Origin of the sequence: Pseudomonas sp. A214, assembly GCF_900156295.1 — a bacterium.
GTDB lineage: Bacteria > Pseudomonadota > Gammaproteobacteria > Pseudomonadales > Pseudomonadaceae > Aquipseudomonas > Aquipseudomonas rhizophila.
In genome coordinates, this window is the sequence record NZ_LT707062.1 from 3,658,949 (window position 1) to 3,671,616 (window position 12,668).

The 12,668-nt window shown below is 61.3% G+C and carries 8 protein-coding genes; 3 read left to right on the plus strand and 5 right to left on the minus strand.

From position 1 onward, the window contains the following. The first annotated feature begins 9 nt into the window (after positions 1 to 9). Complete coding sequence (locus BW979_RS16360; protein ID WP_076384475.1) at positions 10 to 1,389, plus strand: coproporphyrinogen III oxidase; 1,380 nt, start codon at positions 10 to 12, stop codon at positions 1,387 to 1,389. Next, positions 1,386 to 2,774: an oxygen-independent coproporphyrinogen III oxidase gene (gene hemN / locus BW979_RS16365; RefSeq protein ID WP_076384477.1), complete on the plus strand. Its 1,389-nt coding sequence runs from the start codon at positions 1,386 to 1,388 to the stop codon at positions 2,772 to 2,774. Before BW979_RS16360 ends, hemN begins: the two co-directional genes overlap by 4 nt. Positions 2,775 to 2,850: 76 nt before the next feature. On the opposite strand, the gene BW979_RS16370 is transcribed toward hemN, so the two are convergent. The 5 genes from BW979_RS16370 to BW979_RS16390 all read right to left on the minus strand — a co-directional run bounded on the left by BW979_RS16370 (position 2,851) and on the right by BW979_RS16390 (position 10,188). Beyond that, positions 2,851 to 5,508 carry an excinuclease ABC subunit UvrA gene (locus BW979_RS16370; RefSeq protein WP_076384479.1) on the minus strand — a complete coding sequence of 886 codons (2,658 nt, stop codon included), beginning with the start codon at positions 5,506 to 5,508 and terminating at the stop codon, positions 2,851 to 2,853. A 295-nt stretch (positions 5,509 to 5,803) separates the two neighbouring features. After that, positions 5,804 to 6,769, minus strand: coding sequence for a phosphoribosyltransferase (locus BW979_RS16375; protein ID WP_076386634.1), 966 nt, complete (start codon positions 6,767 to 6,769; stop codon positions 5,804 to 5,806). 128 nt (positions 6,770 to 6,897) lie between these two features. Continuing rightward, a complete protein-coding gene (locus BW979_RS16380) occupies positions 6,898 to 7,347 on the minus strand; it encodes a DoxX family protein (RefSeq protein ID WP_076384481.1) in 450 nt (149 codons plus the stop codon). A gap of 150 nt (positions 7,348 to 7,497) precedes the next feature. Then, positions 7,498 to 9,057, minus strand: coding sequence for a GMC family oxidoreductase (locus tag BW979_RS16385; RefSeq protein ID WP_231990574.1), 1,560 nt, complete (start codon positions 9,055 to 9,057; stop codon positions 7,498 to 7,500). A gap of 369 nt (positions 9,058 to 9,426) precedes the next feature. Beyond that, positions 9,427 to 10,188: an alpha/beta hydrolase gene (locus BW979_RS16390; RefSeq protein ID WP_047225817.1), complete on the minus strand. Its 762-nt coding sequence runs from the start codon at positions 10,186 to 10,188 to the stop codon at positions 9,427 to 9,429. 292 nt (positions 10,189 to 10,480) lie between these two features. Between BW979_RS16390 and nosR the strand changes: the two genes are divergently transcribed. After that, positions 10,481 to 12,649: a transcriptional regulator NosR gene (gene nosR, locus BW979_RS16395; RefSeq protein WP_047225818.1), complete on the plus strand. Its 2,169-nt coding sequence runs from the start codon at positions 10,481 to 10,483 to the stop codon at positions 12,647 to 12,649. The last annotated feature ends 19 nt before the right edge of the window (positions 12,650 to 12,668 follow it).

Sequence of the window (12,668 nt, forward strand, 5' to 3'; positions counted from 1 at the left end):
GAGATTGTCATGTTCGACCTGTTCCACACCCCCGGCGATCGAGCCCCGCGCCGTACCCCGGCGGTGGCTGATGTCGATTGCCCGGTCGGTACGCGCAAATTCCATACGGGGGTTGGCTCGCTCGATCTGCTTCGGGAGTTGCGCGACAGCCGCCATAAACGGCGGCCGCTGTCCCTGGCGGTGCATCTGCCTTCGCGCTTGCGTTTGTCATCGTGTTCGCCCCTGGCGAGCGTGTGCCGATGTGGCGAGATCGAGGGCTATCTGCAACACCTGAGCTATGAAATCGGATTGGTCGGTTGTCACTTGGGCGCAGGGCGTCGGGTCGAGGCGTTCTGCCTGACTGGCGGTACGCCGGTGATCGCCCATTTGCAGCGGCTGATGGATGACCTGCGCAAACGTTTCGAGTTCTGTGAATACGACAGCGCCGAACACAGCATCGAGGTCGACCTGCATCACACCGACTGGTCCACCATGGGGCTGATTCGCGACCAGGGATTCACCCACGTCAGCATCGGTGTACCGGACATTGGCCTGGACAGCGATTTGTCCGTGGATTGCTATCAGAACCCGGCACCGATTCATTCACTGATCGATGCCGCGCGAACCTTCGGTTTCCGTTCCATCAACATCGATCTCGGTTATGGCCATGCCTGGCAAACACCCCACAGCTTCGCGCGCAAACTGGCCACGCTGATCGAACTGGAGCCAGACCGGCTGCATGTGTTCGACTACGCCCATGCGCCGTATCGCTATCGTTCGAAAAAACACCAAGCGGCGGTTGCCTTCAGCAGCCAGGCCGATACCGACACCATGCGCCAAATCTGTTGCGAGCAACTGACCGGGGCGGGGTATCACTACATCGGGCTGGGGCAGTTCGTCAGGGCAGACGATGATCTGGCCGTCGCCCAAGAGCACGGGCGCCTGCATCGCAATTGCCAGGGTTTCACCCGACGCGGTTGCTGTGACCACCTGGGTTTCGGCCTGTCGGCCATCACCCAGATCGAACACTTGTACGTGCAGAACACCGATGACCTGCTGGAATACTGCCAGCAGCTGGACGCCGGGCAGTTGCCTGTGTGTCGCGGTTGGCGCTGTGAAGCGCAGGACCTGCTCAGGGCCGCGGTGACCGAGCAACTTGCCTGCGACCTGGAGCTGGATATCCCGGCCATGGAAGCGCGTTTCGGCGTGGTGTTGCGCGATTATTTCGCGTCCATCTGGCCGCAGCTGGAGGTATTGCGCAGCCAGGGTTTGATCGAATTGACCAGCCGTTTTATCGGCATCTTGCCCGCCGGGCGCCTGAGTGTGGACGCGATCTGCAATCTGTTCGATCCAGTTCCCGACGACGCAGGCACTTTGACCGGCCCCTTTGACAGGTTGACCCCATCATGAATGCTGTATCCGCTTTCAATCGCGCCCTGGTCGAGAAGTACGACCGTCCGGGGCCGCGCTACACCTCCTATCCGACGGCCCCGCAGTTCCATCAGGCCTTTGCCATGGATGAGTACCGCCAGGCCGCCGAGCTGAGCAACCAGGCCCCGGTGCCCAAACCCTTGTCGGTCTACATCCATATTCCGTTCTGCCAGAGCCTTTGCTACTACTGCGCGTGCAACAAAATCATTACTCGCAAAACTCATCGCGCCGCTGAATACCTGACTTACCTCAAGCGTGAGATCGGCCTGCAGGCGGCGTTGTTCGACCGTTCGCGCAAACTGACGCAACTGCACCTGGGCGGTGGCACGCCGACCTATCTGACCCATGAGCAACTGGCCGATCTGATGGAGTGCCTGCACCAGGCGTTCGACATGGACGACAGTGACGCCCATGAGTTTTCCATCGAGGTCGATCCGCGGACCATCGATGCCCAACAGATCCAGGGGCTGCGCCAGCTGGGGTTCAATCGCCTGAGCTTCGGCGTCCAGGATTTCGATGCCCAGGTGCAAGCCGCGGTCAATCGGGTGCAGAGCGAGGCCCAGGTCGTCGAGTTGGTGGAGGCGGCCCGGCTGGCGCGTTTCAAGTCCGTCAGTGTCGATCTGATCTATGGCTTGCCGCTGCAAACCATCGCCAGTTTCGATGTGACCCTGAGCAAGATCATCGCCCTGCGTCCCGACCGGATCGCCGCCTACAGCTATGCGCATCTGCCGCAACGGGTGCGGGCGCAACGGATGATCCGACCCGAAGACATGCCGCCGCCGGAGCGCAAGCTGGAGTTGCTGGAACTGACCATCAATCGTCTGACCGAAGCCGGTTATGTCTACATCGGCATGGACCATTTCGCTTTGCCGGACGACGAGTTGGTGCGCGCTCGGGTCCAGGGCACGCTGCAACGCAACTTCCAGGGGTATTCCACCCATGCCGATTGCGATTTGATCGGCCTGGGTGTGTCTTCGATCGGTAAGGTCGGTGACAGCTATGGTCAGAACGTCAAGGAGCTTTCCCAGTACTACGCTCGCCTGGATCAAGGCCTGCTGCCGGTGCAGCGCGGCTATCGCCTGAGCGACGATGACCGGTTGCGCCGCGAGGTCATCAGCGAGTTGATGTGCCATGGACGGATCGATTTCACCCGGGTCCAGATCAGTCACGGTGTGGGTTTCAACGAGTACTTTGCCGATGCCCTGGTTCGGCTTCAGGAACTGGTGCGCGACGGACTGCTGGAGATCCACCCCGACTCGCTGGTGCTGCTGCCCCAGGGGCAATTGATGATGCGCAACGTGGCCATGGCTTTCGACGCGTACTTGGGCGTGGACCAGACGGTCCAGTATTCGCGTACGGTTTGACGAACGCTCCCGCTGGCTGCGCAGCCAGCGGGGATACCCCCCCTCGCCACAGGGCGTGCGCCAGGCAGGTTGCCCTTCAACCTCCAGGCTGCAGCACCCTGCCCAGAAAGGCCGCCGTTCGACTTTCCTGGCATTTCGCGACCTTCGCCGGAGCCCCGCATGCCACGACTTTTCCGCCCTGGTTCCCAGCGCCCGGGCCGATGTCGATGACCCAATCACTCTGCGCCACCACGCGCATGTCATGCTCCACCACAACCACGCTGTGGCCTTCATCCACCAGGCGATTCAACTGCACCAGCAAGCGATCCACGTCCTGGGGATGCAAGCCGTTGGTTGGCTCATCCAGCACGTACAAAGTGGTGCCCCGGGCTTTGCGCTGCAGCTCGGTGGCCAGTTTGATGCGCTGGGCCTCGCCGCCGGACAGTTCCGTGGCCGGTTGACCCAGGCGCAGATAACCCAGCCCGATATCCTGCAGCACTTGCAGTGAGCGCTTCGCCGACGCCTGCTCGGCAAACACCTCAAGCGCCTGGTTCACGGTCAGTTGCAACACCTGAGCGATATTCAGCCCCTGCCAATTCACTTCAAGGGTCTGGGGGTTGTAGCGATCCCCGTGGCACGTGGGGCAGGGTGCATACACGCTGGGCATGAACAACAGCTCGACGCTGACGAAACCCTCGCCCTCGCAGGTTTCGCAACGGCCTTTGGCGACATTGAAGGAGAATTGTCCGGCATCGAAACCCAGTTCCTGCGCCTGAGGCGTGGCGGCGAACAATTTACGTACGTGATCGAACAGCCCGGTGTAGGTAGCGAGGTTGGAGCGCGGGGTGCGGCCGATGGGTTTCTGGTCCACCTGGACCAGCCGCTTGACCGACTCGAGTCCGGCGGTGACGTGGCCACCGCTGGTTTGCAGCGGTTCATCTTCCAGGCTTTGTTCGTCGGCTTCGGCGTTGTGGCTGGCCTGGCCCAGATGGCCACCCACCAGGTCCAGCAGGGCCTGGCTGACGAGGCTGGATTTACCCGAGCCGGAAATGCCGGTCACGGCGCTGAAGCAACCCAAGGGAAAGGCGGCGCTGAGGTTATCCAGATTGTTGCGGGTGATGCCTTCCAGGCGTAGCCAATCCTTGGGGGTTCGAGGCGTACGCCCCGCAGCGCTGTCCTGGGCAAACAGGTAGGCGCGGGTGCGTGACTCCGGCACCTGCCGCAGGCCCGCGGGTGGACCGCTGTAGAGGATTTTTCCGCCTTGTTCCCCCGCGTCGGGGCCGACGTCGATGAGCCAGTCGGCGCGGCGCATGGTGTCCAGGTCGTGTTCGACCACAAACACCGAATTACCCGAGGCCTTGAGGCGTTGCAGGGCCTGGAACAGCGCTTCGCTGTCGGCCGGGTGCAGGCCGGCGGAGGGTTCGTCCAGCACATAGATCACGCCGAACAACTGAGAGTTGAGCTGGGTTGCCAGGCGCAGGCGTTGCAGCTCGCCGGAGGACAGCGTCGGCGTGCTGCGTTCCAGGGCCAGGTAGCCGAGGCCCAGGTCGATCAGGGTGACGATGCGTTCCAGCAATTCAGTGGCGATGCGTTGGGCGGCCAGGCGTTTTTCCAGGGACAGATTGTGGGTATGGCGTGCATCAGGCCCACCGGCATGGGGATTCTCACCCCGAGCGGCGCGTTGCTCGCGGGCCTCGCGGGTTTGCTGGTGGGTGAGGGTTGTTCCCGGTTCCTCGGCTTGTGCCAGATAATCGGGGGCGGCAACGCCCTTGAGCACCTCGGCCAGTTCCAGCAACGGCAGGTGGGACAGTTCGGCGATGTCCAGGCCGGCAAAGGTCACCGTCAGTGCCTGGCGCTTGAGGCGTTTACCTTCGCACACCGGGCAAGGGCTGGCGCGCATGTATTGCGCCACGCGTTTGCGCATCTGGGCGCTTTGGGAGTGCATGAACGTGTGCAGCAGGTAGCGTCGGGCGCCGCTGAACGTGCCTTGATAGCTGGGCTCGAGTTTGCGCTTGAGGGCTGCGCGGGTCTGGGCCGGGGTGAGCCCGGCGTACACCGGGACAGTGGGGGTTTCTTCGGTGAAGAGAATCCAGTCACGCTGTTTTTTGGGCAGGTCGCGCCAAGGAACGTCGACGTCATAACCCAGGGTTACCAGGATGTCTCGCAGGTTCTGGCCCTGCCAGGCCATGGGCCAGGCCGCCACGGCGCGTTCGCGGATGGTCAACGAAGGGTCCGGCACCATGGACGCTTCGGTCACTTCATAGACCCGGCCCAGGCCGTGGCACTGCTGGCAGGCGCCCTGAGGCGTGTTGGGCGAGAAATCCTCGGCGTACAGCATCGGTTGGTCGGCCGGGTAGCTACCCGCTCGGGAGTAGAGCATGCGGATCAGGCTCGACAAGGTGGTGACGCTGCCCACCGAGGATCGCGCGCTGGGCGTGCCGCGCTGCTGTTGCAAGGCCACCGCTGGCGGCAGACCTTCGATACTGTCCACGTCCGGCACGCCCACCTGGTCGATCAGGCGCCGGGCATAAGGCGCGACTGACTCGAAATAACGGCGCTGGGCTTCGGCATACAGCGTGGAAAAGGCCAGCGACGACTTGCCCGACCCCGACACGCCAGTGAATACCACCAGGGCATCGCGAGGGATGTCGACGTCGACATTCTTGAGGTTGTGCTCGCGGGCGCCACGCACCCGGACGAAACCGGTGTCTTCAGGCAATGGCGAAGCGGAGGCGGGATCGGAGCGTGGGGGCATGGAGCGTTCCTTGTTTGCGTCTGTTCAACGCGTGGAGGCTTTCTGGCGAAACGGCGTCACTCGGAGAGTGGAACCTGAGTCACAGCACTGATATTTATGCGACCGGGTTCGTCGATTCTCGTGCAATAAAAATTTTCTCCGAAGCGAAGAGATGAGAAAAGCTTCGCAATTGTCATGGAAACGGACCCCGGATGCCTCGCTCAAAGCTGTTCACTACTCTGTTTGTTGCGCTGCTGTGGATGATAACCAGCGTGGCCCGCAGTGATAACCAGCGGCGTGTTCGCCATTTTCGCGTTCAGGATGGCGCCCCAGGCGTACCGTGTTTCCAATCTGCCGCGCCGATCAATCTTCCCCGGCCGCACCCGGCATCCCACCAGATGACCCGCAGCAAAGGCGCTTGCTGCGCGATCAGGATCGCTTGTGTCGGGTCGCTTTCAACGAAGTGCGTGCACCCCAACTGTACGCATGCCCGAGCTTTGTAGAGGGCAACCTGTTCTGGGCTGTCGTTGCACGAGCGGATATCTCTCATGATCAGCGGTGTCCCGCCATGGCCGTGCTGGCTTAGCCAGGCTTGAGTACGAACGCGATCCATCTCCGGGCGCCCGGTGATAATCGCCTTTACCCGCCCCAGAGGTGGCAGCTGCTTGAAGGGCTCGAGGCGGTCGCGTTCGCCAAGCGCCGCACTCAAGTCCGCCGCATAACGTTGGAGCGGGATATCTGGAAGCAGTATTCCGTCGAGGTCGATGGCGTACACGTCGTAATCATGGTCATGGGCCATCCTGCCGGTACGCCCGCCACCGGTGTCGATCCAGCGATCGCGATAGGCGCAGGTAAGGGCTTGGCGCTCCCAAGGGAACTGCAAGAAATACCCTCGCCCGTCCAGCCCGTAATCGGGGCGTATACCGCTTAGGTCGTCAAAGCCGACAGTGAAAACCCTCACGATCAATCCCCTGCGCTGCAAGAATGCCAGGCAGTCCTTCAGGGTGTGCCCGGTGCCAGCGATGTCTTCACAGAGCAACACCTTGCTGCCTGGTGGAGGAAGGGGGATCGACGAGTCCCAAATCACGCTCCGATCGACCCGGTAATAGCGCAAAAAGGCCGGTTCAACGCCCGTGGCATGCGAGACCATCAGCGCTAAGGGGCCTCCACCTCGCAATATACCGATGATGCTACTGAACGCTTCTTCGAGAAGCGTAGGCTGTATCGACGCGACCAAGCGATCCATCTGCTCATACGAGATAGGCAGCACGGGTTTGAGCACGTGCGATTTCTGGACAGACACTGTTTTATCCGGTGATGAAAGCGAGTGTTCGGTGGGTGCTTGATGGCCCTACGGAGCCGTGACAGGGCTATGGGGTTGGCACAGGGTTCGATGTCCAGTCGTTTGACTCACCACCGTCGGCGTCTATTAAGGAAAGTCTGAAGGACAGATCGCGATACTCGCCCTTTGCTTTCAACCAACGGCAGCAGAGAACGGACGGCATCGCTGCGCAGGTAAAGCGAAGCCCAGGCCGCAATGCCCAACATCCCACTGATGATCTGCGAGGCGGAGCCCAATTCACCCAGGCGCAAATGGGTGCAAATGGCACCACCCAGGAATCCTGTCACCAGTATTGCGCCCAACACGGCGGTTCTCGGAATCACATAGAGCACGGTGCAAACCAGGATGATGCTGCCAATGACAGAGGAGAGGTGATCGGGGAATCCGGTCACCTCCATGTTTTTTGCGAGGACTTGGGGCGCGAAAATATTCACACCGGCGTCGGCAAGTAATGCCAACACCACCAGAGCGCCCAGGACTCTGCCCGTCCAGTGCGCGACGCTGGTTTTTTTCTGCATATCTGAAATCATGATTAGGACCGTGGTAAAACTCATTGGGTGGGTTGACGCACAGGCGTTAATTCAAGCAAGGCCCGGTTCTCCCGCAGGGTTCGGCGCAGCCCTCGGCGAGTGGCCGGCTCGAACACAGTCACCGGCGCCTGCTGACGCTCAAAGCTCGTAAGCGGACCGTATAGCCTCAACGGCCCGCTCGCCGATCACGACGCACGGGGCCATCGTATTGCCGCTCGTGATATGCGGCATGATCGAGGCATCGGCAATGCGCAGGCCCTGGACGCCGTAGACGCGCAGTTGACTATCGACCACGGACATCGCGTCCTGGCCCATTTTTGCCGTACCGCATTGGTGCCAGTAAGTAACGGCAGCGTTGCGAGCGTAATGTTCGAGCGATTGGATGTTGAGTTTTCCAGGCAGGCTTTCACGTTTGACCAAGCCCTTGAATGGCGCCTGCGCGCCCAGTTCCTGGACAAATCGGATGTTTTCCAGCGCGTTGCGCCGGTCGGTGGGATGCGACAGGGTGTTGGGCTGGATGATCGGCGCATCGGTCACATTCGGGCCGCTGAGCTTGACCCGGCCGCGACTTTCCGGATGGGCAAGGCCTGCGAACATTGTCCAGCCATGTGCGGGAACGCCGAGTGAGGCGTTCTCTGCGCTGGGCACTGGAAATTCAACTTGGCAGTGGAACATATCGGGGAGATGCAAAGCGCTTTCGCTGCTCCAGTAGAGCGTCGCCTCCGAGCCGCCGTAACCCACCGGCTGTGGAGCCGCGTATTCGAAAATAACGGCAAAGGACACGTGGTCCTGATGATTGGCGCCAACGCCGGGGAGATGCTGGACGAGCGGAATACCATGGCGCTGCAGTTCCTCCTCCGGCCCCACGCCTGATTGCATCAGGACCTTGGGGGTGTTGACCGCCCCCAACGAAAGAATGACTTCGTGATCGGCGTAAAAGCACTCGATCTGCCCATCTTTTATGGTTTGTACGCCGATGGCGCGTTGGTCCCTGAAGAGCACGCGACTGACAAGCGTATCAGTCAGGACCGTGAGGTTGGGCTGACCACAGCGTGGAGCGACGTAGGCGCGGTAAATGGAATTACGCCGGCCGTCCTTGACGATGAGGTCGTTCAAGGCTGCACCTCCGCGGCCTTCCATCATGGCGCCGTTCGGGTTCTCGAAAGCCGGTATACCCATGCCGGCAGCCGCACTGATCATGGCGTTGGCAATCGGTTGGGCGTCTCGCACAGGCGCGACATGAACCGGTCCGCCCTTGCCGCGACGCACCGGATCGCAGGTGCCCTGATAGTCTTCCACGCGTTGATAAATTTTCAGGACCGACGCGTAGTTCCACGCCGGGTCGCCACTGAGTGCGGCGAAGTCTTCCCAGTCGTTTTTATGGCCGCGGGCCCACAGCATGACATTGACGCTGGACCCGCCCCCCAAGCCGCGGCCCATATTCAATGGGATTTTCCGGTCGTTGAGATGAGGGTTCGCGGCGCCCACGAAGTTCCAGTCGCGCTCGGTGCCCAGGTTCAGCGGCCAATTCCCCGGTTCCAGCACGTGGGGGTGGTCATCGCTGCCTCCCGCCTCGATGAGCAACACTTCCACCTCGGGATTCTCGGCCAGTCGTCCGGCCACGACGGAGCCGGCGGTTCCCGCGCCACAGACGATGAAATCGAAATGGTGTTTATTCCGTGCGCAATTCATAGGCATGAGCGAGGTTCCTTGGTCGGGGTGGTATCGCTCGCCAGGTTCAAGCGTAGATCGAGGTGCAAAATCATTGCTGGGGAGAACATGCGGTGAATCTCGCTAGGGTATTGATAGGGGAAGCCGGGCACGATGACGGGTCAATCGACTGCCGTTTTGTTTGCTGGGCAATGAGTGACGGCAGGGGGGCAAAAGGTTCCAACGGATGTTTGCCGGCGGCTGGGTAGCAGGAGGCGAAGCTCAATCTCGCCAGATGTGATGACTGCTGCGAGGGAAGTGCGTTGCGTCCGAGCTTCCGCCAACCTGTCCTGAGACCGGTTGCAATCCATCCTGACGCAGCACTTCCCTCGATCCCGGCGCAGAAGAGGCCTGAAATTATTGGCTCTTCTGAACAGCCTGGATGATGACTTTTGCAACATCTGCCGGGCGTGACTGTTGCGGCACGTGGCTGGCGTCGATTTCGGTGACCTTGGCACCGATCTTCTTGGCGAAAGCTCGCTGCAGATCAGGCTGGATCATCCGGTCTTCCTTGGCCACGACGTACCAGGATGGCTTGCCTTTCCAGGCGGCGGCGCTGGTTTTGTCATCGAATGCCGAGGCGCGGATCGGCCCTTGCGTCGCGGCCATTACCGCGGTTTGCTCTGCGGAAAGATCCTGGGCAAAACCGGTGGCCATGCCCTCGGCAGTCATGTACAAGAAACCGTTTTTGTCGGCGGCGATGTCTTTCACGCCGGACGGAGCAGGGTAGTCCTTGCCCAGGTCTTTACTGGCTTGACCGGCATCCGGAGCGAACGCGGCGACGTACACCAGGCTGCGTACTTTCTTGTCGGTGCCAGCCTCGCTGATGACGGTACCGCCCCAGGAGTGGCCGACCAATACGACATCGTTCTCCTGGTTGTTCAGCACACGTTGCGTGGCGGCGACATCGTCAGCCAGCGAGGTCAGCGGGTTTTGTACCACGGTGACCTTGATGCCTTCCGCCTGCAGCAGCGGGACGACCTTGCCCCAATCGGATCCGTCGGCGAAAGCGCCATGGACGATGACGACAGAAGGTTGCTGCGCCGCGGCATGGACCGCGCCGCCGAACAATGAACAGGTCATGGCGAGTGTGAGGGCAAGGGCCTTGGGTTTGAACATGATGCGATCTCCTGTATGGGGTGAGCGCAGTTTCAGCAATACTCGGCGGCTGAGGTATCGGTCATTTATCCGAGGCCGTGAATAATGTTCAATCGAATGCCCGGAGGAAACGACATGTCGGCAGGTGGCGCGGCTGCGCGGGGACCGGTGGCTCACTTGGACCAGCCGCCTGATTGCGTCGAGCCCGGCACTCGGAGGAGTTCATTTCCTCAACTTGATTTCAATCAAGGGCCGCGCAGGGGAGTGGGTCCTACCATGATCGCCAAGATCCTGTCCTTAAGCCCTGGCGTCCATGACCCCTCCCTTTGTGATGCTGCACCCATCCCGCTTCTGGCTCCATGGGCTGCTCGTTCTCCTGCTGTTGATCGCAAGCCTCGCCCAGGCCAAGGACTACGGTGATATCCAGCAACAGCGCATCCACCAGGTCCTGAGCCCGGTCGATTCGATCTCCGAGCCCGACGGCCCCTTCAAGGTTCGCAAACTGTCCGCTGCCGGCAAGGTCGTCGGCTATGTGTTCCAGAGCTTGGATGTGGTGGACATTCCCGCTTATTCAGGCAAGCCCATCAACGTCCAGGTGATCCTCGATCCGGCCGGTGTGATCCTCGATGCTTTTGTGCTTGAGCACCACGAACCGATCCTGCTGATCGGCATTGCCGAAGAAAAACTCCACGCGTTCAGTGCCCGCTACAGCGGCATCAAGGTCAATCAACGGGTGGTGGTGGGGCATTCCAGCGACCCCAACGCGGTGACAGTGGATGCAATTGCCGGCGCCACCGTGACGGCGATGGTGGTCAATGAAGTCATCATGCGCGCCGCTCACGATGTCGCGGTTTCCCTGGAGCTGGTCAAGGGGGACGCGGGGTTGGCGGTGGCGCCGGCACGCGTGCGCGATGACCTCTACGAACCCGCCGACTGGAAAACCTTGACCGGCAACGGCGCGGTGCGTCGCCTGCACCTGACGCGCGGCCAGGCCGATGCTTCCTTCAAGGGGACCGAGGCCGAGGGTGTTGAAGCCGCCAGCGCCGAGCAAGCAGACGACACCTTCATCGACCTGTATGTCACCCACCTGAACCCGCCCACCATCGGTCGCAACCTGCTGGGCGAGGCGCAATACCGCACGTTGATGGCCGAACTCAAACCCGGCGAGCAGGCCATCGCCGTGATGGGCAGCGGTCGCTATTCCTTCAAGGGCTCGGGGTATGTGCGCGGCGGCATTTTCGATCGGGTACAGGTGCGTCAGTTCGGCGACGCCATCAGCTTTCGCGACCTGGACTTCCAGCGTCTGGACGACGTGGCGCCGACGGACATGCCGGAGTTCGACGAAATGGCGATTTTCATCGTCCGCGCCTCCCACCGTTTCGACCCGGGTTCGCCCTGGAGCCTGGAGCTGCTGGTGCGTCGTCAGACCGGACCTGTCAGTGGCATCTTCAGCAGCTTTGAACTGGCTTATCAATTGCCCGAGCCCTATCTGGAAAGGCCATTGCCAACGGCTGAACAACTGGCAGCTGCCGAAGAAGCCAGCCGACCGATGTGGTTGACCCTCTGGTACCAGAAAAGCCTCGAGATCAGCGTACTGGGCGTGGCCCTGCTGGTGCTCACGGCGATCCTGTTCCTGCAGGATGCGCTGGCCCGGCGCCCGAAGCTGTTGCACTGGGTCCGCCGTGGCTACCTGATGTTCACCGTGGTGTTTCTCGGTGGTTATGCATTGGCCCAGCTGTCGGTGGTCAATGTGCTGACCTTCGTTCATGCCCTGTTCGAAGGCTTTCGCTGGGAACTGTTCCTCACCGATCCGCTGATTTTCATCCTTTGGGTGTTCACCGCCGCCAGCATTCTGTTGTGGGGGCGCGGGGTGTTCTGCGGGTGGCTGTGTCCGTTCGGTGCGTTGCAAGAGTTGCTCAACGAGCTGGCGCGCAAGTTGAAAGTGCCGCAGTACGAGCTGCCGTTCGCCGTCCACGAGCGACTCTGGGCAATCAAATACATCATTTTGCTGGTGCTGTTCGGCGTCTCGCTGGAGTCGATGTCCAGCGCCGAACGGTTGGCCGAAGTGGAGCCCTTCAAGACCGCCATCACCCTCAGGTTCGACCGTCAGTGGTGGTTCGTGGCGTATGCGCTGGGTCTGCTGGTGGTCAACCTGTTCACCCGCAAAGTCTATTGCCGCTACATCTGCCCGTTGGGGGCCGCCCTGGCGATGCCGACCCGGCTGCGATTGTTCGACTGGCTCAAGCGCCGCAAGGAATGTGGCAACCCCTGCCAGCTGTGCGCCAAGGAATGCGAGATCCAGGCGATTCACCCCGATGGCCGGATCAACGCCAACGAATGTCACTACTGCCTCGATTGCCAGATGACCTGGCACAACGAAAACAAATGCCCGCCACTGATCAACAAGCGCAAAAAGCGCAGCAAGGCGAGCGCGACCGAGACGCAACTGATTCCCGTGGTGCAGGTGACCCCGGCGCCTTAAGACACCCGAATGTCCTGTC